The 22703-nt window shown below is 47.8% G+C and carries 24 protein-coding genes and 1 other annotated feature; of the genes, 18 read left to right on the top strand and 6 right to left on the bottom strand.

Going from position 1 to position 22703, the window contains the following annotated elements; all coding sequences use genetic code 11:
- Nucleotides 1–24: 24 nt before the first annotated feature.
- Nucleotides 25–936 carry a YitT family protein gene (locus MKY44_RS29915; protein ID WP_036611290.1) on the top strand — a complete coding sequence of 304 codons (912 nt, stop codon included), beginning with the start codon at nt 25–27 and terminating at the stop codon, nt 934–936.
- A 55-nt stretch (nt 937–991) separates the two neighbouring features.
- Here the strand turns inward: MKY44_RS29915 and ligD are convergent, their stop codons facing one another.
- The 5 genes from ligD to ku form a co-directional block, all read right to left on the bottom strand.
- A complete protein-coding gene (gene ligD / locus MKY44_RS29910) occupies nt 992–1882 on the bottom strand; it encodes a non-homologous end-joining DNA ligase (protein WP_341010143.1) in 891 nt (296 codons plus the stop codon).
- A gap of 71 nt (nt 1883–1953) precedes the next feature.
- Entirely contained in the window at nt 1954–2904 is a 951-nt protein-coding gene (locus MKY44_RS29905) for an ATP-dependent DNA ligase (protein WP_341010142.1), read from the bottom strand.
- Nucleotides 2905–2957: 53 nt separating this feature from the next.
- Nucleotides 2958–4055 carry a GerAB/ArcD/ProY family transporter gene (locus tag MKY44_RS29900; RefSeq protein ID WP_341010140.1) on the bottom strand — a complete coding sequence of 366 codons (1098 nt, stop codon included), beginning with the start codon at nt 4053–4055 and terminating at the stop codon, nt 2958–2960.
- A gap of 176 nt (nt 4056–4231) precedes the next feature.
- The gene (locus MKY44_RS29895) at nt 4232–5101 is read right to left on the bottom strand and encodes a VOC family protein (protein WP_341010139.1); all 870 of its coding nucleotides are present in this window, start codon (nt 5099–5101) and stop codon (nt 4232–4234) included.
- A gap of 311 nt (nt 5102–5412) precedes the next feature.
- Nucleotides 5413–6327 carry a non-homologous end joining protein Ku gene (gene ku, locus MKY44_RS29890; RefSeq protein WP_036611281.1) on the bottom strand — a complete coding sequence of 305 codons (915 nt, stop codon included), beginning with the start codon at nt 6325–6327 and terminating at the stop codon, nt 5413–5415.
- A 265-nt stretch (nt 6328–6592) separates the two neighbouring features.
- Between ku and MKY44_RS29885 the strand changes: the two genes are divergently transcribed.
- The 8 genes from MKY44_RS29885 (at nt 6593) to MKY44_RS29850 (ending at nt 13387) form a co-directional block, all read left to right on the top strand.
- On the top strand, nt 6593–6889 hold the full coding sequence (locus MKY44_RS29885; protein WP_341010138.1) for a hypothetical protein: 297 nt from the start codon (nt 6593–6595) through the stop codon (nt 6887–6889).
- A 4-nt stretch (nt 6890–6893) separates the two neighbouring features.
- Entirely contained in the window at nt 6894–7070 is a 177-nt protein-coding gene (locus tag MKY44_RS29880) for an H-type small acid-soluble spore protein (protein WP_026081228.1), read from the top strand.
- Between the two features lie 269 nt (nt 7071–7339).
- Entirely contained in the window at nt 7340–7822 is a 483-nt protein-coding gene (gene tsaE, locus MKY44_RS29875) for a tRNA (adenosine(37)-N6)-threonylcarbamoyltransferase complex ATPase subunit type 1 TsaE (protein WP_036611276.1), read from the top strand.
- A 2-nt stretch (nt 7823–7824) separates the two neighbouring features.
- Nucleotides 7825–8673, top strand: coding sequence for a tRNA (adenosine(37)-N6)-threonylcarbamoyltransferase complex dimerization subunit type 1 TsaB (gene tsaB / locus MKY44_RS29870; protein WP_445670705.1), 849 nt, complete (start codon nt 7825–7827; stop codon nt 8671–8673).
- A gap of 198 nt (nt 8674–8871) precedes the next feature.
- Nucleotides 8872–9393: a ribosomal protein S18-alanine N-acetyltransferase gene (rimI, locus tag MKY44_RS29865; RefSeq protein ID WP_036668955.1), complete on the top strand. Its 522-nt coding sequence runs from the start codon at nt 8872–8874 to the stop codon at nt 9391–9393.
- Nucleotides 9390–10445, top strand: a complete 1056-nt coding sequence (gene tsaD, locus MKY44_RS29860) for a tRNA (adenosine(37)-N6)-threonylcarbamoyltransferase complex transferase subunit TsaD (RefSeq protein ID WP_341010135.1) — start codon at nt 9390–9392, stop codon at nt 10443–10445. Before rimI ends, tsaD begins: the two co-directional genes overlap by 4 nt.
- A 709-nt stretch (nt 10446–11154) precedes the next feature.
- Nucleotides 11155–11495: a binding site (T-box leader), on the top strand.
- 46 nt (nt 11496–11541) lie between these two features.
- Nucleotides 11542–11706, top strand: a complete 165-nt coding sequence (locus MKY44_RS29855) for a hypothetical protein (RefSeq protein WP_341010134.1) — start codon at nt 11542–11544, stop codon at nt 11704–11706.
- Between the two features lie 121 nt (nt 11707–11827).
- Nucleotides 11828–13387, top strand: coding sequence for a 2-isopropylmalate synthase (locus MKY44_RS29850; RefSeq protein ID WP_036668956.1), 1560 nt, complete (start codon nt 11828–11830; stop codon nt 13385–13387).
- A 653-nt stretch (nt 13388–14040) separates the two neighbouring features.
- On the opposite strand, the gene MKY44_RS29845 is transcribed toward MKY44_RS29850, so the two are convergent.
- Entirely contained in the window at nt 14041–15999 is a 1959-nt protein-coding gene (locus tag MKY44_RS29845) for an ABC-F family ATP-binding cassette domain-containing protein (protein WP_341010133.1), read from the bottom strand.
- 279 nt (nt 16000–16278) lie between these two features.
- On the opposite strand from MKY44_RS29845, the gene MKY44_RS29840 reads away from it, so the two are divergent.
- From MKY44_RS29840 to MKY44_RS29800, 9 genes are all read left to right on the top strand, one after another.
- Complete coding sequence (locus MKY44_RS29840) at nt 16279–16917, top strand: 5-formyltetrahydrofolate cyclo-ligase (RefSeq protein ID WP_341010132.1); 639 nt, start codon at nt 16279–16281, stop codon at nt 16915–16917.
- Nucleotides 16918–16932: 15 nt separating this feature from the next.
- Nucleotides 16933–17436, top strand: a complete 504-nt coding sequence (moaC, locus tag MKY44_RS29835) for a cyclic pyranopterin monophosphate synthase MoaC (protein WP_341010130.1) — start codon at nt 16933–16935, stop codon at nt 17434–17436.
- A 37-nt stretch (nt 17437–17473) separates the two neighbouring features.
- Nucleotides 17474–17959, top strand: a complete 486-nt coding sequence (locus MKY44_RS29830; RefSeq protein ID WP_017690080.1) for a MogA/MoaB family molybdenum cofactor biosynthesis protein — start codon at nt 17474–17476, stop codon at nt 17957–17959.
- Nucleotides 17960–18167: 208 nt separating this feature from the next.
- The gene (gene tatA / locus MKY44_RS29825) at nt 18168–18416 is read left to right on the top strand and encodes a twin-arginine translocase TatA/TatE family subunit (RefSeq protein WP_036611264.1); all 249 of its coding nucleotides are present in this window, start codon (nt 18168–18170) and stop codon (nt 18414–18416) included.
- A gap of 78 nt (nt 18417–18494) precedes the next feature.
- The gene (tatC, locus tag MKY44_RS29820; RefSeq protein ID WP_192133095.1) at nt 18495–19277 is read left to right on the top strand and encodes a twin-arginine translocase subunit TatC; all 783 of its coding nucleotides are present in this window, start codon (nt 18495–18497) and stop codon (nt 19275–19277) included.
- 400 nt (nt 19278–19677) lie between these two features.
- Nucleotides 19678–19959, top strand: a complete 282-nt coding sequence (groES, locus tag MKY44_RS29815) for a co-chaperone GroES (protein ID WP_017690077.1) — start codon at nt 19678–19680, stop codon at nt 19957–19959.
- A 73-nt stretch (nt 19960–20032) separates the two neighbouring features.
- Nucleotides 20033–21667 (top strand): chaperonin GroEL, encoded by a 1635-nt coding sequence (gene groL, locus MKY44_RS29810; protein ID WP_036611259.1) that lies wholly within the window; start codon nt 20033–20035, stop codon nt 21665–21667.
- A gap of 227 nt (nt 21668–21894) precedes the next feature.
- Nucleotides 21895–22308, top strand: a complete 414-nt coding sequence (locus MKY44_RS29805) for a hypothetical protein (protein ID WP_341010129.1) — start codon at nt 21895–21897, stop codon at nt 22306–22308.
- A gap of 119 nt (nt 22309–22427) precedes the next feature.
- Entirely contained in the window at nt 22428–22664 is a 237-nt protein-coding gene (locus MKY44_RS29800; protein WP_341010128.1) for a hypothetical protein, read from the top strand.
- Nucleotides 22665–22703: the final 39 nt, after the last annotated feature.

Below are 22703 nucleotides of genomic sequence, written 5' to 3'. Positions count from 1 at the left end.
CACTGATTTAACGGGGGGGATACCATGTCCAATGTAACGGTGAAAGAACTAACAGCCAAGCAAGCTGACCGCGGGGTCAAAAGCTCGGTGTTTACATTAAAGCTGCTGCAACGTATTGTGATGATTCTGATCGGTGCTGCACTAATGGCTGTATCGCTTGAAGTGTTTCTCGTACCGAATGGTGTTATTGATGGTGGGATTACGGGGATTTCAATTATGGTGTCAGAACTTACAAATCTGCCACTCGGAGTATTCCTGACCTTGCTTAACTTGCCTTTCCTGATTCTGGGTTACAAGCAGATTGGTAAAACATTTGCGTTATCCACGCTGCTGGGGATCGTGGTCATGTCCATCGGGACATCATTATTACACCACGTTCCTGCATTAACACCAGGGGAGCCTTTGCTCGGAGCTGTATTTGGCGGATTGATCCTGGGTGTGGGAGTTGGACTTGTCATTCGGTCTGGCGGTTCACTGGATGGTACGGAGATTGTGGCCATCTTGCTTAGTGAGAAGTCACCTTTGTCTGTAGGACAGATCGTATTGTTCATTAACGTGTTTATTTTCGCAGGTGCAGGATTTGTATTCGGCTGGCCGAATGCCCTGTATTCCATGATTGCATATTATATTGCGATGAAGATGATTGATATTGTGAATGAAGGACTTGACCAGTCCAAATCGGTATGGATCATTAGTGAGAAATATCGTGATATCGGTTCAGCCCTGACAGACCGTCTTGGTCGTGGTGTAACTTTCCTGGATGGAGAGGGCGGATTCAGCGGGGACGAGAAAAAGATCATTTTTGTCGTGATCACCCGTTTGGAAGAAGCGAAGCTGAAGACCATCGTTGAAGATTGGGACCCGCAAGCCTTTGTGGCTATCGGTAACATTCATGACGTTAAGGGCGGACGTTTCAAGAAAAAAGGTATCCATTAGCGATTGATATACACATGAATGATAATAGCCGACACCCTTGTGATGAGGGAGTCGGCTATTTTTTCTTCAAATGTTTGAGAATGTGTTCAACGGGTTGGGGTTCAACAGCTGCGATTAAATCGCCGGTTTTGTTCAAGCGTTCAATAATGTTCATCAGATGGTAATCCTGGATGGAGACGTTGCTTCTAACCTCATCCCAGGTAAGGGGTGTGGAGACAGTGGCGCCGGATTTGGCACGTGGTGTATAGGGAGCAGCAAGGGTCTTGCCTCCATAATGCTGGAGATAGTCAAAATAAATACGGTCTCCACGGTCCTTTTTGAGTCGTTCCAGTGTGAACAGATCCGGGTGCTTTTGAGTGACATATTTGCCTACAAAATAACCAACCTCTCTCAATTCATCAAAGGTTACCCCTTGTACAATGGGAACGATGATCTGAACTCCTGTTGCGCCCGAAGTTTTGGGAATGGACCTCAGACCAAGGGAAGTCAGGGTTTCGCCAACGATGAGTGCAGCTTGCATGATCCGGGGTTCATGTTCCTGAGAGGGGTCCAGATCAATCATCCATTCACTGGGCAGATGGCTTCCCACAGTATGCAGAGAAGGATGAAATTCAAGTGCAGCCAGATTACCAAGCCATAACAATTCGGGAAGTCCATTCATGATCACATAGCGGATGCCGTCGTGAACTTCAGTGCGTACATAATCTGGTACAGGCTCAGGGGCATTCTTTTGATAGAAAAAAGTTCCTCCGGCGCCGTGGGGATATCTTATCGTCGTGAGAAGTCGATTGCTCGTATACGTGAGCAGATAAGGAGCCAGAGCGGCCAGCTTTTGCAGATAGATGGCTTTGGTAACACCTGCTTCCGGCCATAAGAGCTTGTCCGGGTTGGTGACCGTCAGCTCAGTGCCTTCTATTATGATGGTTCCTTGGATCTTAGGGGCCATACAGAACACCTCCTATTGTGTAATGAGTCTTTGAGTCACTAGGCTGAAACAAGAGTGGTGTGATCTCCTCCTCATTGAAGAAGCTGGTTCGCCAGACAATCCTCACGGGTTACATCCGCGAAGGTCTGAATACTGGGATGGCGTAGAGTGTGATGATGAGTCAGCTCCATATATTGCACTTTGACTCCTATTCGCGGTTCCACCCAGGTGGTCTCTGCACTGCGCTCGGGTACATTATGGAATGGTCTGACCTGCCTGATCAGAGGCTCGACTTGATGTGTGAGTTCCCGCCACGTATTGGAGTTCAGCTTGCCAGTCCCGACATGACCAATATAGACAAAGTTTGGCCCATCATATACACCGATCGCGACGGCATTCACAATACCGCTCCGGTACGTGACTCCCCCGATCATGGCATATACATCATGCATGATTTTGACCTTCTGCCAGCGCTGGTCCTTGCCCTGTATGCCATAACTGCTGGTGAGATCCTTGCAGACGATGCCTTCCATCTGATGTTGTCTCATGACCGTAAGCAGGGAAGCGGCATCAAGCGTATTGGTGACCTCCTGAACATGGGGAGCGGTGTTAAGGACCTCGTGCAACAGGCGCTGTCGATCTGCCAAAGGCTGATCCGTTACCCATTTCCCCTCATAAAACAGAATATCAAATACCATATAGGTGACCGGAATCTGATGTATGGCTTGGGCGATACCTTCGGGTCTGCTCATCCGATCCCGCCGCAGAACGTGATAAAACGAAGGTTTTCCGGTATCCGGGTCCAGCGCAATAACTTCTCCATCCAAGATATAGGAGGAGCCTGAACATAGATTGCGTGGTGTTACCAACTCGGGATACTGTGCGGTTCGATCATGTAATCTGCGATTCACCAGGCGCAGCTCCTGCCCGTCCTCATAGGCAAGCATGCGGACTCCATCCCACTTGATCTGGGCAATCCATTGCGGCCCTGTGGGCAAAGTATCTCTGGAGATAGGCTCGAACGGAATCAACGGTTTGAACATGGGGAACTCCTCTCTCGTATCAACCAATTAGCGCAGGTTAATTCGGAATTTAGTTATATTTTTTGAAAGCGGGATTTCATATGATGCACCAAAATGAGCAGTAACGGAAGTGCTATGCCGCAGGTCAGATCCCAATCAATCCAATAGGGAATAACGACCTTGAGATAAAAGTTCTCGTTCGGAGAGATTAGAATAGACATGGCGAGAATAAGCATGGCACCCGGCAGGATCAGAGAACGGTGACTGGACAAGCGGAACAGGTGAGCGACGCCCAGGACAAAACCGTAGAAGAACAGAGCGGCTTTGAAGAAAACAGCGATAATCCAGACCGATGCTATGAAGGCTTCGATGCGTTGCATAAAGTTTCCGATATTGATCTTCTGTGAAAGGTTGAATGAAGCGAACCAGTGATGCTGGGTCATCCATGGTCCCATGACGAGCAGACACATACTTAGCGTCAGTGTGAGTAACAATCCGCCAATCATCCCTGCTAACAGGATGTCCTTCTCCAGATGGGGCTCATTTTTAGTGTAGGGAAAAAGCATCATGAAGATGCATAGCTCACAGTAGGGATATGTGAGTACTGCAACAAAACCTTTGAATGGATCGAGAAGTCCTTGTACCAGTACAGGTTGGATGTTGGCCAAACGTACATGGGGGATTAGACACACCGTCAGAATAAGCAGAAACAACACGATCAGAGGAAGAAAGACCTCAGCAGTTTTACCAATGCTCTCCAGACCCGACAGAAGCCCCCAGACAAGCGCACACATAAATACCAAATGCAGAATCAGTAATGGAGATTCCGGCAAGATCTGAGTAGACATAAAATCGCCAATCTCCCTAATGAACGTTGAGGTACTGATCAGGAAATAAAAGAGATAAAAAGAGCCAAACAAGGTTCCGATCCAGGGTCCCAGTGTTCGAAGAGCATTTTGAATCAGATTCAACCGGGGATGCAGTTTGTAGGCAACTAGCATAATGAAGAGTATTCCCAAGCCCCCTGCGACTCCCAATAAGGCTGATAACCAGGCATCCTGATGAGCGTAGGATGTGATCATGGAAGGGAAGACCAGAATCTGCTCCCCAATTGTGCACAGGAACATGAGTGAAGCGAGCTGTCTAACAGTCAAACGTCCCTTTTCGATCATGAGGTATCTCCTTAACATATCTTGTCTATGTATTGGTTAGAATGCACCAATTGTGCCAGTTTTATAAAAGCCAACTCAAAAAGCCCGGTAACTGATCTCTCTGTAATGTAGAGAAATCAGTTACCCGGGCTTAATAAAATGAGGTTAAGCAAACATATGGTAACGCCTAAACAAAATCAGTTCGTAGTTGTCAGACGTATACGAATATTTTGTGGGTCTACCGTAAACCAGGTACCTTCCACTTGTGTAACGACTGCACCGGATTGACGCAATTGTTCAAGTGCCTGATCCAATTGTTCCTTTGTGGCGTACACAATGGTGAAGTAGTCAATTCCTGTAGCGTTATCTGGATTGACAGGTGCGTTCACTCCCGCCCAGATATTCAGTCCCAGATGATGATGATAGCCGCCTGCGGATACAAATAGTGCTGACATGTTGGCGAAGTTACCCACGATATCAAAACCGAGTATGCCGGTGTAGAAGTTGCGGGCTTCTTCCAGGCTGCGGACATGGAAATGTACGTGACCAATAACGGTGCCAGCAGGCAGACCCTGCCAAGGTTCATTCTCCGAGATGGCAAACAGGCTTTCCACATCAACAGGATCACTTGCCATCACGTAGTTATTGTCACTATCCCGTTTCCAGGTATCACGTGCACGGTCGGCATAGATCTCAATTCCGTTCTGATCGGGATCGGAGATATAGAAGGCTTCGCTGACCAAGTGATCGCCTTGGCCGATATCGATACCGGATGCAGCCAGATTACGAAGAGCAAGACCCAGGGACTTGCGGTCAGGCAGCAGGATGGCGAAATGATACAAGCCAGCGTGTGAGCGTTCCGGCAGGGTAATTCCATCCGTGAGCTCTTCCAATCGCAGCAGGGACTGTTTTCCGTCGGCTGTCAACGTGGCCACTTTGCCACTACGCTCCAGTAATTTTAATCCAACCACATCGGTATAGAACTTAATTGAACGGTCTAGGTTCATAATTCGGAGACTCACTTCACCCAGATGGGTTGTGGCAGGGATTTGATACGTAGTATTCATAATGGTTTCCTCCTGATAATAGATAATATGGGTTCTCGTTTGATTGTGTATATGCGTTGAAAACGGATTATTAAATTGCATATTGTTGAAGCAGAATTACAGCGTGACTGTATATTCATAAATAAGTTACTTTTCATAAGTTAATATAAAATATAAATCAGCTTTCGTCAATCGTATTTTGCAATTATAACTGTAGTTTTATTGACAAGAACTGCTTCAATAGTTCTGTAAAACAAAAAAATCCGACTGTAAAGCCGGACTTGAGTTGAACGCATTAAATACGCATATAATCGTTCTTTCCTAGGCGACAATCAAACTTTTGGTTTGGGTGTCGCCTTTTTTCTTTTGGCTGGTGCAGCAGGTGTATCGGATTCTCCTCCAGCAACCGCTTGAGCAGACGTTTTTCGCGGTGCACGTTTCTTAGGCTTTGCCGTTGTTGTCCCAGGGTCAGCCGGAATGGGCTTCACGGCCTCGATACTTGCCTGCAAGGCAGCCATCAAATCCATCACATTAGCTTCAGGTTTGGCTGGAGCAATCTTGATTTCTTCGCCTGCCACTTTGTGCTGGATTAGATCCAGCAGTTTGCTGCGATAGTCATCGGTGTATTTACCGGGTTCAAAAGGTGTGGACAATTGATCAATCAGTAACTTTGCCATCGTGAGTTCCTTTTCATTCACGTTCTGCACTTCCGGCAAGTTGGGCACCTGGGAGACAGGACGAATCTCGTCCGGATAAAAAATCGTCTCCATGGAGAGGCAATCTTCCAGCACGCGTATGGCAGCCAGACTGCTCTTCGAGCGAATAGAGATTTTGGCGATGCCAATTTTGCCGGTATCCCGCATCGCGTTCATCAACAGCTGGTAGGCATTTCCCCCAGCCTGATCGGGCGATAGGTAATATGTTTTCTGGAAATAGATCGGATCAATCTCAGTCAAGTCGACAAAATCCAGTATGGTAATGGTTTTGCCGGTGGAATCATTTAACGCTTCTAATTCATCTTTCTCGAAAAGTACAAACTTTCCTTTTTCATATTCATAGCCCTTGGTAATCTCTTCCCACTTCACGTCCACTTCACAGGAGGGACATTGACGAACATAAGCGAGCGGGCTGCCGCAGACTTTATGGATATAGCGCATCGAGATGTCTTTGTCTTCGGTAGCCGAGAACATTTTGACAGGGACATGCACAAGGCCAAAACTGATTGCACCTTTCCAGACGGTATGCATAGATCGGCTCCTTTCATTGAGGTACCTTTTAGAGGTTGTTCAAAAATTCCATCTTCTCTGTACTGAAAACCGGTCTTTTTGAACACGGATTTATATTTAATAGTATGGGCATCTGGCGCGAGGGATAATCGTCTTGTAGACGAACGAATTCGTATGGTTCGGCGAGACTCGGGGATGATAACAGAAACATGCTTGGGATTCCGCCAGGATGACGAGCATGGGATAGGTAGTTATTCTCGCAGCACATATGCCGGGAGGTGCAATATTGAAGAACAGACGTGATGAGGAAGAAGCACACAAGCATACATTTTCTCCGTATCCTCTTGCCAAAGCCGAAAGTGCTGAAGAATTTTATACACCCGCTACAGCCGTAAACTGGGAAGCGGTCACTTCTGAGGACTTGCCCCTTGATCGGGAGTCGTTCATGCTCGACATTGACCGGATGGTGAATGAAGGGTTAGGCGGGGGACAGGTTACGGAAGATAACGGGTATATTGGTGAAAGTACAACAGATAGCATGGTTCGAGAGTCACATGATGATCCGGAAGGGGAGTATGAATAAGATGATGGATGCAAAGCGCGCCAAAGCGATCTATGATTCGAAGGATACCATTGCCGTTACGCTGGAGGGAGATCCAGTCTGGATCGAGAATGTGGATGAAGCCAATGGTATGGCAACCGTTCAGGTGGGCAGCAGACCGGGAAATACCCAGACGGTTCGTGTGGATCGTTTGGAGGAGTAGATACAAGAGCATATTGTTATTGAGGAATTTGAGAATGAATAAAAGCAGCTGAAATATATGCATAACACGGCCGGTACCGAGAGGTGCCGGTTTTTTGGTTTTTCCTAATAGGAATCTGAAACTGCGAAGGAAGCAAGTTTTGAGACACGCCTAATAATGCATGTTATATTTCCGCTTGCCTCCTTGGATGTTGCGGGGGAAGAAAGGGACCGATATAATAAGGTTCAAAGTGAACTCAGGCGGCTAGACCGCCAAAGGTGGGGCGAATATTGAATCAGACGCACGAGCAGTGGGTGTATCAATCCCATGGCATTGCAGATACAGAAGCACTTGCTTCCGCACTCGCCAGACAGGCAAACACCGGCATGGTGATTGCTTTGGATGGTGATCTGGGCGCGGGAAAAACGGCATTTTCACAGAAATTTGCCTGGCATTTGGGTGTACGTGATGTGGTAAGCAGTCCCACATTCACGCTAATCAAGGAGTACGAAGGGCGTCTGCCTTTATATCACATGGATGTATATCGCATATCGCTGGAAGAAGCGGATGAGCTTGGACTTGATGAATATTTCTATGGAGCCGGAGTCAGTCTGGTGGAGTGGTCGAGTATCATTCCCGAATTGCTGCCGCAAGAGCATTTGCATGTGCAGATTGAAACAACGGGCCTGGAGGATCGAACGATTACACTGGATGGGTACGGCGAGACTTATGCAGCCATGTGCCGACAGTTCAGACAGAATGGGGTCAAATGATGATGGAAGATTTACAAAAAGAGCCGCGTCAGCGGTTTTTGGCGTTGGATACATCCACCGCAGTGATGGCAGCTGCGATGATGGAAGATCATGCGCTTCTGGAAGAACGCAATGAACGGGCTGAGCGTAACCATTCGGTACACGTCGTACCGGTGATGGAGCAGCTGCTGGCCGCCAGCAACACACAGCCTGGGCAACTGGACGGCATTGCCGTTGGCGTTGGCCCAGGCTCGTACACGGGCATCCGCATTGCGGTGACCGCGGCGAAGACACTGGCCTGGGCGTGGGACATCCCCGTAGCCGGGGTGTCCAGCCTTCAGGCCATCGCCTGGGGCGGCTGGCACAGCGGCCTTGCCGCCAAGGCGGAAGCTGCGGCAGAGGATGCCGCAGCAGGGGCTTGCGGAACGCCATCCGCGGACCAGGGCAGCACAGGTGCTGCCCCTGTCCACTGGATCGTTCCGCTTGTGGATGCACGGCGCGGTCAAGCGTGCACCGCGCTATTTGCCTCCGCCGGGAGCGATGCGCCCCGGCGTCTGGCGCCTGATGCCATCCGCAAGATGGACGGATGGCTGGAAGCCCTCGCCGCCCGTATGGCGGAGGCGGCGCCGGAAGAGCGGCCCGCAGCCGTCTGGATCGTCGGCGAGACGGGCCCTCATGCTGCGGCAGCGGCGGAGCTTCGCTGCCCCGCAGGAACGGCGCTCCAGCTCGTACCTTATGAGCTGGAAGGCCGCTGGGTTGGGCGCCTTGGCGCCGCCGCGCTGCTTGCAGGTCAGCGTGATGACGTGCATTCGCTGGTGCCGAACTACACCCAGCTTTCTGAAGCGGAAGCCAATCTGCTGCGCAAAGGCTAAAAGAGGTTGTTCAAAAAGTCCGCTTTTGATTACGAAGGATGCCTGGTGGCATCATCAGCATCGAATATGGAATTCAGCCGAAATGTCCGTTGCTCACGTAGTTTTCCCTACGCTCCGCTACTCCATTTCTAGCTTCATCCCATCTTCTCGGTACTGAAAACCGGTCTTTTTGAACACGCACTAAAGGGGGGAAAGCAGATGGACAACGTGGCGAATAATAAGCAGGAAGCAACGCTTCAGTTCAGGTTCATGACACTCGCGGATATTCCCGATGTGATGGAGATTGAACATGAGGCCTTTACCCTGCCCTGGACGGAAGAAGCATTTCAAAATGAATTGACACACAATCATTTTGCTAAATATATGGTGATGGAATTGGAAGGCAAGGCCATTGGCTATGCAGGTATGTGGACGATCATGGATGAAGCCCATATTACTAATATTGCAGTCAGAGGTGCGTACCGTGGACGCAAGCTTGGTGAAAAGTTACTGGATGAATTAATGAGCACAGCGGCTTATCTCGGGATGGAACGAATGACGCTGGAGGTCAGAGTCTCGAACAGTATTGCCCAGCGTTTGTATCAGAAAAAAGGGTTTGAATCGGCGGGTCTTCGTAAAGGGTATTACTCCGATAATGGGGAAGATGCGATGATTATGTGGGCGAACTTGCCGTCTGCAGGCCGGAGCGGCGAAGAGGAAGGAAGCGTACTGGATTCATGAACGAACTCAATGAAAAAATAAATTCTGCACCATCCTACATTTTGGCGGTGGAGACAAGCTGTGATGAAACATCAGTAGCAGTAGTCAAAGATGGACGGGAAGTGCTGTCCAATCTGATCTCAAGTCAGATTGAGACCCATAAGGCATTTGGTGGAGTGGTACCTGAAGTGGCTTCACGCAAACACGTTGAAGTCATAACGTTGATGCTGGAACAGGCGATCGAGCAGTCCGGCATTCGTCCACGTGATTTAAGTGCAATCGCCGTGACGCAAGGCCCGGGACTCGTTGGGGCATTGCTGGTAGGGATCGTTGCGGCCAAAACGCTGGCGATGGCACTGGGCAAACCGCTCATTGGTACACATCATATTGCGGGGCATATCTATGCCAACCGACTTACTCATGAACTGCAATATCCAGCGATGGCACTGGTCGTATCCGGTGGACATACAGAACTCGTGCATATGGAATCCGAGGGCAAGTTCAAACTGATTGGTCGTACACGTGATGATGCCGTAGGCGAAGCGTATGACAAAGTAGCACGTGCACTGGGTTGTCCTTATCCGGGAGGCCCGCATGTGGACCGGATGGCGTCTGAAGCGGAGGATGTAGTGCCATTACCACGGGTATGGCTGGAAGCAGGTTCATACGATTTCAGTCTCAGTGGTCTGAAGTCTGCTGTACTGAATGTGCTCAACCAAGCCAAAATGCGCGGAGAAACCTTGGAGCCGTCTGCGGTTGCACGTGGTTTCCAGGAAGCTGTTGTTGAAGTGTTGGTGGAGAAAGCCGTTAGAGCAGTTCGTGAATATGGTTCACGTCAACTGTTATTATGCGGTGGTGTTGCAGCTAACCGGGGGTTACGCTCGGCATTACAGGAGCGATGCACGAAGGAAGGGCTTGAACTGTTAATCCCACCAATGGAGTATTGTACAGATAATGCGGCCATGATTGGAGCGGCTGCGTATCTGAAATGGCAGCGGGGAGAAATTGCTGAATTTGATGCGAAGGCAGATCCGGGACTTTCTCTGGAGGAATGGTCCGTTCAGTCCTTATAGAGGTTGTTCAAAAAGCCCGCTTTTGATTACGAATGATGCCTAGCGGCATCATCAGCATCGAATATGGGATTCAGCCGAAATGTCCGTTGCTCACGTAGTTTTGACTACGCTCCGCTACTCCATTTCTAGCTTCATCCCATCTTCTCGGTACTGAAAACCGATCTTTTTGAACACGTACTTATAGTTTATATAAACAGGGAGTTTGAGATTAAGAGTTGACAGCAGGGATGTAAAGAATGTATATTTAGTTACAAATTTAAACAGGAATTCAGATTCCTGAACTGATAAACGCGATGAACAGGAATAGTAAGGTCATTCCCGGTCTTAGAGAGCTGCGGTATGGTGCAACGCAGTCGAAGGAAACCTGAAACTCACCTGGAAGCGGAACGATGGAACACGGTGACTCCCTGGGAGAATCCGAAGGCCGATCATGGCCCAAAGTACATGGTTACGGGTTGCCTCCGTGAATGGGCCGTTGTCGGTAAGACCGTTATTACAAGGATCAACTGACGATAACTGAGGGGGCTTTCAGGCTGCTTCAAGTGATCCGGATATGCGAAAGCATTCAGGGGTTGTCTTGAATGAACAGGAAAGAAGTCAACAAGAGTGGTACCGCGAAGGTGAACAGCCTGTCGTCTCTTGCATTATTGCATGAGGTGGCAGGCTTTTTTGATTTTCAAAATAAGAATGAATGAAGTTAGGTCATATTATAAATGTGATGAACGGGAGCAGTAGAACGATAAAGCGCTCAGAGAGCTGCGGGGTGGTGCGACGCAGTGGCTGGAATCATTCGAATCTCGCCCGGGAACGGAGCTGTGGAAGCGTGGGGATGATATCAATCGCCCAGTTGTCCTAATGGACAAAAACATGTGTTACACGGCAACGGTTAACCCCCGTTATAGGGTGTTTCTCCGAATTCCAGTGGTGTCGTGTGTACATGCACAATCCCATTGGATCTCGGAGACGACGAGGTGGATGGAGTCCGGCGCAAGCCTGGCCCATCAAGCGAGAGTGGTACCGCGGAGGGGATAATAACCCGCCGTCTCTTATATGAGATGGCGGGTTATTTGTGTTTGCTGCCGGCAGCAGGGTGGGCATGGGAAGAACCATATGGAGATTGAAAGAGTCAGAAGGTCAGGGTGTAAGTCGACGTACACTCTGTCACAAGCAAGCAGGATCAGCAACGACTAATGGACATCGTACATCAGGTATAGCCATTAGATATCCAGCAGGCATTATGGAGACCAAGACCAAGAACTAAGCAACAAAGGACATACGCGTTACAAACAAAATATATAACAACAGTGATGGAGAACAACTGATGTTCTATCCTCGTGGATCGTAACAAAAAGGATTATAAAATTTGATGGAGGTTGATGGATATGACAACAACTAATAACAAACGCATGATTGAGATTTTTGATACAACGCTGCGTGATGGAGAACAGGCACCAGGGGCAAGTCTGCAACCCGAGCAAAAGATTGAACTGGCACACCAACTGGCTTCTCTGGGTATCGACGTCATTGAGCCTGGATTCCCGATCTCCAGTCCAGGTGAGTTCGCGGCGGTTCAGGCGATTTCGAGACAGTTGCAGAACGTGGAGATCTGTGGATTCGCGCGTGCGGTCAAAGGTGATATCGATGCAGCTGTTCAAGCAACAGCGGATGCAGCACGGCGCCGAATTCACCTGTTTATCTCTTCTTCCGATATTCATATTGAGCATCAACTGCGCCGTCCACGCAGTGAAGTGGTGGCTACCGCTCGTGAGATGGTATCTTATGCACGCCAGTTCACGGACATCGTAGAGTTCACAGCGATGGACGCTGCCCGTACCAAGATGGACGATTTGATTGAAATGGTTGAAGTCGCCATTGAAGCTGGAGCGAGCATTATTAATCTGCCGGATACGGTTGGTTATGCCCTGCCACATGAGTATGGCGAGATGTTCCGCCGGGTGCGTGAGGGTGCAAGAGGCGGCGATCAAGTTCGCTATAGTGCTCACTGTCATAATGATCTGGGCCTGGCCGTAGCCAATAGCTTGGCTGCGATTGCCAATGGAGCTACCCAGATTGAAGTAACCATCAATGGTATCGGAGAACGGACGGGGAACTGTGCACTGGAAGAGCTGATTATGGCGCTGGAGACTCGGGGAGACGCAATTGGTGCAACGACGAACATTAAGCTGAATCAGCTGTATGAGACTTCACGTCAGATTAGCCGTGCGATGCACTTCCCGATTGCGTACAACAAACCAGTGGTGGGACGTAATGCATTCCAGCATGAATCTGGCATCCATCAGGATGGTCTGCTGAAGAATCGGAGCACCTATGAAATTATGGACCCGGAAGCGCTGGGTATTCCGCGCAGCATGATTATTTTGGGAAAACACTCCGGTCGTCACGCCCTGAAGGATCGGGTTCGCAAATACGGTTTTGAGCCGGATGAGCAACAGATGGAGCAATTGTATGAGGTGTTCAAAGAAACCGCAGACCAGCAAAAAGTGGTCAGTGACGATCAGTTATTACAGATGGTTAGCCAGACCATGAATATTCCTGCACAGGATTATGAACTGGTTGAATTGCAGGTGACGGCCGGCAGCATGACGGATCGAATGGCCGCCGTTCGCATTCGCACAAGCGCTGGAGAACAATCTTACTCCGCTGTTGGCGGTGGACCCGTGGATGCAACCATCCGTGCGATTGGTCAGAGCATTTCCGATGATATTGCATTTGTAGATATGGAGATGCATGCCTTGAGTGGTGGAGAGGGTGCAAGTGCAGAAGCTGTAGTTACCGTGGAGCGTGCAGGACGTGAGTTCCGGGGAACAGCAACACATAATGATATCGTCATGGCTGCCGGTTTGGCTTATGTAGCGGCTTGTAATGCTGCTGGGCTGAAGGCCGAGTCTTCTGAACATCATGAACAAGAAGCACATGCGTAAAACATACTTTTGCCAGATCGCATCTACAGCGGCAATAGTAGCAATTGCAATTCGATGTAAATAAACATGGCATATAGTAAATAAATGACGGGCAGGCCTTGAACGACAAAGGTCTGCTTTTGTCTTATTATGGAGGAACATTGAGGAGTGGAAGGATGCATTTGTCAAGGTGTGACTATAGTTATCCACATATCCAGTATAATTTGTGGGTAACTACCGCAAAGCCAAACCAGTATAGTTTTCGAAACGAAAAGGGTTTAGGGGATAGAATGACTCCTTACTATCCACAAAGTTGTGGATAAAGTGGATAACTTGGTGGATAAATATGGTTTTTGTGTGTAAAAGGCTATTCTACCGCTGTATAATTAAGCTTATTAATGTGCTTGCTATCTTGCTTTATTGTGGATAAGTGAGAGGGACAGGGGGCTAAAAATATTTCTCTTCATTCGAGTAAATTTGACAAAAGTCAAAACAGCCCCCCTAACCTCCGTATGTTAGAGTTCAATCTCAAGGAACATAAAGAAGATAGGATGCATACCTTCAATACTCATCCGTAATAAACAAAAAGCTGATCCCAATAAGGAATCAGCCGGTGGTACAACTATTCTTGTATGGACGCGATCAAGCCATGGTCTGAGTCTGTACTATTCGTACTATTCCATAGCTAGTTCTTCCCAGTCCTCGTATGCCTTGGTGAGTTCTGCTTTGTGTTCCTCCGATTGTTGCTGGAGTTCTTGCAGCTTCATATAATCCTGATAGATTTCAGGCAGAGCCATCTGTGCCTCAAGTTCGGTAATCTTCGATTCCAACTCTGCAATCTGTTGTTCCAAAGCTTCCTGCTTGCGTTGACGGTTACGCTCTTCACGCTTCGCCTGTTTTTCCGCTTCGAATGAAGCCGCTCCGGATTTTTCGGTTGTGGCTGTGTTCAGATCGGATTTGGACGAGTTCTTGGACGAAGCCTGACGTGCCTCAGCAACTTCACGTGCGATGTCCTCAAGCTCCTGTTTTTTCTCCACATAATCATCGTAATTACCGAGATATTGTTCTGTGCCGCCTGGATGAAGTTCAACAATGCGTTCAGCCATTTTATTGAGAAAATACCGGTCATGGGAGATGAACAGCAGGGTGCCTTCATAATCCATTAATGCCGCTTCCAGCACTTCTTTGGCAAATAGGTCGAGATGGTTCGTAGGCTCATCCAGAATGAGCATATTGGCTTCCTTCAGCATCAGCTTGGAGAGAGACACACGTGCTTTCTCACCGCCGCTGAGGGAGGAGATCTTCTTGAGCACATCGTCACCGCTGAACAAAAAGTTCCCCAGTACGGTCCGGATGCGTGCTTCTTCCATCCCGGGATAGGCACTCCACAGTTCTTCCAGAACCGTGTTGGACGGATTGAGCCCAGTCTGTTCCTGATCATAATAGCCAATCTGCACTTTTGTTCCCCATTGGATCTCCCCGGTTACCGGACGTAAACTTCCCGTAAGACACTTCAGCATGGTGGATTTACCAATACCGTTTGGACCAATCAGAGCAACCGTTTCCCCACGCCGCAGATCGAAGGATACGTTGCGGAACAAAGGAGAAGCCTCGTCATAAGCGACAGACAGCTGATCCACTCGAAGCACTTCCTTGCCGGACATAACGGCGGTTTCGAAGGAAAAATGGGCTTTTTTCAAATCTCCCATCGGTTTATCAAGCCGCTCCATTTTGTCGAGGGCTTTGCGCCGGCTCTGCGCCCGTTTGGTTGTCGAAGCGCGTACAATATTTTTCTGAACAAAATCTTCCATCTTGGAGATTTCGCCTTGCTGTTTCTCATATTGCTTCATCTGAGTTTCATACTCGGCAGCTTTGAGCTCCATATAACGGCTGTAATTGCCCGTATATTTTTTGGAGCGGTGACGTTCGATCTCAACGATGGTTGTTACGAGTCGATCAAGGAAGTACCGGTCATGGGATACCACGAGCAGTGCGCCTGAATACCCTCTTAGATAATCTTCAAGCCATGTGAGAGTGGCAATATCGAGATAGTTGGTAGGCTCGTCCAGCATGAGCAGATCGGGTGCCTGAAGCAAAATACGAGCAAGCGCAAGGCGTGTCTTCTGCCCGCCGCTCAGAGTAGCAATGGGGGTGTCTGGCGAAAATTCGCCGAATCCCATCCCGTGCAATACACTGCGAATGCGGGTTTCCATTTCATAACCGCCATGGTCCTTGAACCAATCGGAGCGTTTCGCATAACGTTCCAGCAGGTCCGCATACTTTTTCTCGTCTTCCATCTGGGCAGGGTCGGCAATATCACGTTCCATCTGACGCAAATCTGCTTCAGCCTGTGTCAGGTGAGCGAAGACGTTCATCATTTCTTCCCAGATGTTACGGTCGGATTGCAGCCCGCTGTTTTGAGCGAGGTAACCGAGCGTTGTTTCTTTGGACTTGAAAATCTGTCCTCCGTCATAGGACATTTCACCGGCTACAATTTTGAGCAAAGTGGATTTCCCTGCACCGTTTACACCAACGAGGCCAATGCGCTCGCGTTCTAATATTTGTAAGTTCACGCCGTCCAGGATTGGATCGACACCAAAACGTTTGATAATTCCGGATACTTGCAGCAGCATAAAATTAAGTTCCTCCATAGGTCCAGTTCTTGATATGACAACTATATCCCAGTTTACATGAAATACAGAGCAATTGCACCGATTGGGAACGCATGGGGCATGTAGTCTTTTTGATCAATCAATGATAAACTGAAAGAAGGCATGTTATTACATGAGGATTTTGCAGAAAATGAATCATTTTAACCATTTCAACAAGATGACAACTGGTCATAACATATAAATCATTTTTAATGAGAGCTTTTTTCTACCTTCCCTATCAACAGGAGGTTATTCAAGGATATGCAGGATCATGCGGAACTGAAAAGTCAGCTTCGATCCAGACTGAGACAGAGCCGTGATCTGATGGATGCAAGCATGCGTCAGCAGGCAATGACTAAGATTAACGCTGGAGTGAAGCGGGAGCTGGAGCGCCTTAGACAGGCCAAGAGTAAGGTCGTGAACAGACCACTCGTTATATTCAGTTATTTGTCCTATGGAAGCGAAGCATCCACAGCTTTTCTGTTTCAAGAGGGCTGGAAACATGGAGATGTGATGTTTGCACCAAAAGTATTGGCGAATCCACCCCGAATGGAGCTACGGCGAGTGACCGGAGAACAAGATCTGGAGCCAGGCATATGGGGGATACCCGAACCTAAGGATTCCTGTGAAGTCCTGACGCCTGATGATTGGCCGGATATCGATCTCGTATTGGTACCGGGGCTTGGTTATGATCTCCATGGCGGGCGTATTGGTTATGGTGGCGGTTATTATGATCGTTTTGCCGAGACGCTTGCAGCAACATGTGTGATGACGGGCAAGAAACCGTTGATGGCTGCGATGGTATTGCCGGGCCAGCTACAAGAGGAGATCCCAATGGACCTGCTCGATCTGCGGATTGATCTGTTGATAACAACCGAAGGTATATTACATATCGAATAAAGGGTTGTGATGTGATTGAGTTCAGAAGTGAATAACGGCCAGGCTTCCTTTGGCAAACTGACCCATTTTAATGAACAGGGGCGGGCCCGGATGGTTGATATTTCGGGTAAGGAAATTACCGTACGTACGGCTGTGGCCGTAACCAAAGTGACGATGAATCCAGATACACTGGAAGCGATTCGGGAGGGCCGAATCGGTAAAGGTGATGTTCTGGCTGTGGCTCAGATTGCCGGGATTCAAGGCGCAAAGAAAACGTCGGACTGGATTCCGATGTGCCATCCGCTGGCACTGACGGGTGTGGATATTCGTTTTCATGATAACGGAGTGGATGAATTACACATCGAAGTCACTGTCAAAACGGAAGGCAAAACGGGTGTTGAGATGGAGGCACTCACGGCTGCCTCAGCTGCAGCACTGACGGTCTATGACATGTGCAAGGCCATGCAAAAAGATATGATTATCGGTCCAACCATGCTGAATTCCAAGAGTGGTGGCAAAAACGGTGATTACAGCCGATAGGCAATATTTATTTTCATAGAGGAGAAGGGTGATCTTTATGGTGTGGAGAACAGCAATCCTGACAGCCAGTGACAAAGGAGCCCGCGGGGAACGTGAGGATACGAGTGCACAAGTCATTCGGGAGCTGGTGGAAGAAGAGCTGGGTGGTCAAATCGTGGAGTACCGTATCGTTCCGGATGAACCCGATGAGATTATTGCGGCTTTGATTGAGATGACGGATTATTTTCACGCCGATCTGGTGCTGACTACCGGTGGCACGGAGCTGGCCATTCGTGATATTACTCCGGAAGCGACCCGGCGCGTAATTGAGCGGGAAGTTCCCGGGATGGCAGAGGCCATGCGGTACAGTGTAATGAGCAAAAACCGTTCTGCAATGCTGTTCCGTGGGGTATGTGGCATTCGTGGACGCACGCTGATTGTTAATCTGCCAGGTACACCAAAGGGTGTGCACGAACATCTGGCGGCCATTATGGATCAGCTTCCGGAAGCGCTGCTGATGGTTACGGGTCAGTTCAAGCAATAATCGAGCATGGACTCTGGGGCAAGATATCCGATTAGCCATGACCGTTGTTAGATTGTTCTAGTGACATCTCTTATTTGTGAATTTTGCGGGTTATGTAAGTGGTTACATCTATGGTATGATGGGCTTAAATTAAGAACGCAGCAGAGACATCTATGAACATCTGGCCGAGTATGCGCATCTTCGAAGCTTGAGACGAGGAGGAATATCAATGTTAAGTTCCATTGGACCTACGGGTTTTATTTTGCTGGCCGTGATTGCATTGTTGTTGTTTGGACCCAACAAACTTCCGGAACTGGGACGTGCAGTTGGGCGTACCTTCCGTGAATTCAAAGAGGGCGCTCGCGAGATTATCTCTGAGGATGACTCGTCCAATCGCAAAGAGCAGGAGAAGGCGAAACCGCTGGCTGCTGAGAGCACACCTGCAGACAAGCCTGCTGATAAACGCCTGCCGGAATAATCTTGACGGCAATGAAAGAGAAATCCCTTCCTGCCGGAAGGGTTTTGTATTTTAAGCTGGCAATAATGGGGGGCAGGCATGACGCAGCAAATGGAAGAAATGTCGATTACGGAACATCTGAGTGAGCTGCGGAAGCGGCTGATCTACGTATTAAGTATATTTGTGCTGGGACTGATTGCAGGATTTTTTGTGGCGGACCCGGTATACCAATATCTGACCAAGGCAGAGTCGGCAAAAGGTTTTGTATTACATGCCTTCTCGTTCTGGGACGGGATTGGCATCTATATGAAGATTGCAGGGTTGTTCTCACTTATTATTACACTGCCGTTTACGGTGTATCAGATCTGGAAGTTTGTTAGTCCAGGGCTAAAGCCGCGCGAACGAAAAGCAACGCTGAAGTATGTGCCCTATGTGTTTCTTTTATTTCTGACAGGTATGGCTTTCTCGTATTATGTTATTTTTCCGATGGCACTCGCCTTCACAACAGCGATAACGGAGAAGATGGGACTTGTGGAGACCTACGGGATGAAGCAGTATTTCAGCTTCCTGTTTGGCATTGTGCTGCCTGTGTCTCTGTTATTTGAACTTCCTTTACTTATTATGTTTCTGACAGGACTGCGGATTCTGAATCCAATTCGTCTTCGCAAGATGCGCAGAGTTGCTTATTTTGTTCTGATCTTCATTGCAGTGGTTATTACACCTCCAGACTTTATATCTGATCTGCTGGTGATGATTCCTTTGCTCCTGTTATATGAGATCAGTGTGTTATTATCCGCAATCGTATATCGCAAGCAGCTTGCAGCCGATGAAGAGATCGAATCCCGCTACGTTCGTGCCGAGGATAAGAAACATGTGGGCTGAATGAGGATAAGCTGTAAAGTGCCCGGAAAAGACGGTATGTTCTTATCCGGGCTATTTCTGTAGACTGCCGACCAACACGACAGGACAAGCAGGCATATTAAGTTCAACAATGGATACAATGGGAAAGGGACTGTCCGCTAACGTTGCAGAAGGGCTAAACAATTTCGTAGAATAAGATTAGTGAATTGCAACATAGAACCAGGCGCAGCGGGTGTAATTTGGTTATGTTCGTGTAAATTCAATGTAAATTCTCGCAGGAATTCGTCAAAAGGACTTGAAATCATGCTTCAAGTTGAGTATCATAAAGTTGGTTGTTAGCACTGAACACTGTCGAGTGCTAATACATATGGCTACAACCTACAATGTAACGTTATATAATTTCAAAAGGAGGCTATTTTTCATGATCAGACCTTTAGGTGAACGCGTATTGGTAGAACCACTGGAGCAAGAGCAAACAACTTCTTTCGGGATCGTACTCCCGGACTCCGCCAAAGAAAAACCGCAAGAGGGTAGAATCATTGCAGTTGGTGCTGGAGTATTGAAAGACGGCGTACGTGTAGCTCTGGAAGTGAAAGAAGGAGACCGCGTTATTTTCTCCAAATATGCCGGTACAGAAATCAAATTCGAAGGTAAAGAATATTTGATTATGAAAGAGAGCGATATTCACGCGATTCTCGACTAATTCAAATTTAATCGGATAACCGAACCATATAGCACGACCATTTTCCAACAAAAACTAGGGAGGTTTTCTTAACATGGCTAAAGACATTAAATTCAGTGAAGACGCTCGTCGCTCCATGCTTCGTGGTGTGGACGCATTGGCTAATGCAGTAAAAGTAACACTCGGTCCTAAAGGCCGCAACGTGGTTCTGGAGAAAAAATTCGGAAGCCCACTCATCACTAACGATGGTGTAACCATTGCTAAAGAAATCGAACTGGAAGATGCATTCGAGAACATGGGTGCACAACTGGTTAAAGAAGTAGCAACGAAAACCAACGATGTTGCCGGTGACGGTACTACAACAGCAACTGTATTGGCGCAAGCGCTGATCACAGAAGGTCTGAAAAACGTAACTGCAGGCGCTAGCCCAATCGGTATCCGTAAAGGGATCGACAAAGCGGTTAAAGCTGCGGTTGCTGAATTGCAATCCATCTCCAAACCAATCGATTCCAAACAATCCATCGCACAAGTTGCAGCAATCTCTGCAGCTGACGAAGAAGTAGGCGAATTGATCGCTGAAGCTATGGAAAAAGTAGGTAAAGATGGCGTAATCACAGTAGAAGAATCCAAAGGATTCGCTACAGAGCTTGAAGTGGTTGAAGGTATGCAATTTGACCGTGGATACATCTCTCCTTACATGATCACTGATACGGACAAAATGGAAGCTGTTTTGGACAATCCGTACATCCTGATCACAGACAAAAAAATCTCCAGCACGCAAGATATCTTGCCATTGCTTGAGAAAATCGTTCAACAAGGCAAACCGCTGGTATTGATCGCTGAAGATATTGAAGGCGAAGCACTGGCTATGCTGGTTGTGAACAAATTGCGTGGTACATTCAATGCTGTAGCTGTTAAAGCTCCAGGATTCGGTGACCGTCGTAAAGCAATGCTGCAAGACATCGCTGCCCTCACTGGTGGCCAATTGATCACGGAAGAACTGGGTCTGGACCTGAAATCCGCTGTTGTGGAACAACTGGGTACAGCTCGTCAAATCCGCGTAACAAAAGAAAACACAATCATCGTTGACGGTGCTGGTAACAAATCCGATATCGATGCACGTGTTAGCCAAATCCGTACACAATTGGAAGAAACAACTTCCGAGTTCGACAAAGAGAAACTGCAAGAGCGTCTGGCTAAATTGTCCGGCGGTGTAGCAGTAATCAAAGTTGGTGCGGCTACTGAAACAGAATTGAAAGAACGCAAACTTCGCATCGAAGATGCCCTGAACGCAACTCGCGCAGCGGTTGAAGAAGGTATCGTATCCGGTGGTGGTACAGCGCTCATGAACGTATATAGCGCGGTTGCGGCTGTAGCTCTGTCCGGTGACGAGCAAACAGGCGTAAACATCGTCCTGCGTGCTCTGGAAGCACCAATCCGCACAATCGCAGCTAACGCTGGCGAAGAAGGTTCCGTAATCGTGGAACGTCTGAAAAAAGAACAAACAGGCATCGGCTTCAACGCTGCAACTGGCGAGTGGGTTAACATGATCGAAGCGGGTATCGTTGACCCTGCGAAAGTAACTCGTTATGCATTGCAAAACGCGGCTTCCGTAGCAGCAATGTTCCTGACTACTGAAGCGGTTATCGCTGACAAACCAGAACCAGCAGGTGCTGGTGGCGGAATGCCTGACATGGGCGGTATGGGTGGAATGGGCGGCATGATGTAATAAAGGTGTAAAAACCTTTAAAGCATCATGTGCCTGGCATAGTGAATTCTCGTTACGATGTGACAAGAATTTGTGAAGCAGTCACTGATACAAATTATAAATAATACAAAAACCACTTCTTAGTAATTATTAAGGAGTGGTTTTTGTGTTATTGAGTATTTTATAATCAAAGTTAGTATCAAGAGATATGGAGGTCATATATCATTAAACTTATTAGAAAAATGATAGTGGCAGGTTTGGTGTCTGCTGCTGTTATCATCTTAATTTATAATTTCACTTCCACTTCTGAAGGGAGAGTAGCAAATGAACCTAGAAGTACTCCATCAACTCCATTAACAGTAATCAATAATGAGGATTTCGCAGGTACTACAAATACGCATCGGTTTGATATTCCAGCAGGATTTAGTTATGTGAAAGTGAGTTTTAAAAACACGGGTTCGAAACACTTCACGTTCACGATCAATGAAGGATCTACTAGTGGAACCCGGATAACGTCTGGCAGTGTTCCGGCAGATGGAAAAGAGCATACATATTATAGTGACAAAGCATTGTCGACGGGCTCGTATTATGTGAGTACCTCTTCTGCGCAAGGGATGTCTGGCGCATTAGATGTTTCTTTGGGAACTGATGCTTATAAATGATTTGGGAATTCGCTCTAAATGTAGATTTGAAGCCATGAGATTGAAGCCTCGTTCCTATGGTTTCGTATGTACTGTGATACATAGAGAGCTTATCAGCAACGACTTGAGGAGGAAATGATTTGAGAAAGGGTACAAAGTGGACATTGTGGATACTGGGCTTGATGCTCGCTGCAATATTTATCAACTTTTTTATGAATCTATATAGCTTCGCTTATGCGCTGATTACGGTGCTGTTACTTGCCTTTATGGGGTGGGGGTTCTTAGCGAAATTAAAGAACGACGTTCGTCAGCATGAAGATTACCATAGAAGAGAGCACCAGTCTGCGATCGATGACATTGATCGATACACCAGGTAATAACTAACTAACGAACAAAAGAACATAGCATACTTAGGA

The organism is Paenibacillus sp. FSL R7-0026, from assembly GCF_038004485.1.
GTDB classification, from domain to species: Bacteria; Bacillota; Bacilli; order Paenibacillales; family Paenibacillaceae; genus Paenibacillus; species Paenibacillus xylanexedens_A.
Note: the sequence above shows the minus strand (reverse complement) of the source record. Positions and strands in the feature narration are given on the sequence as shown.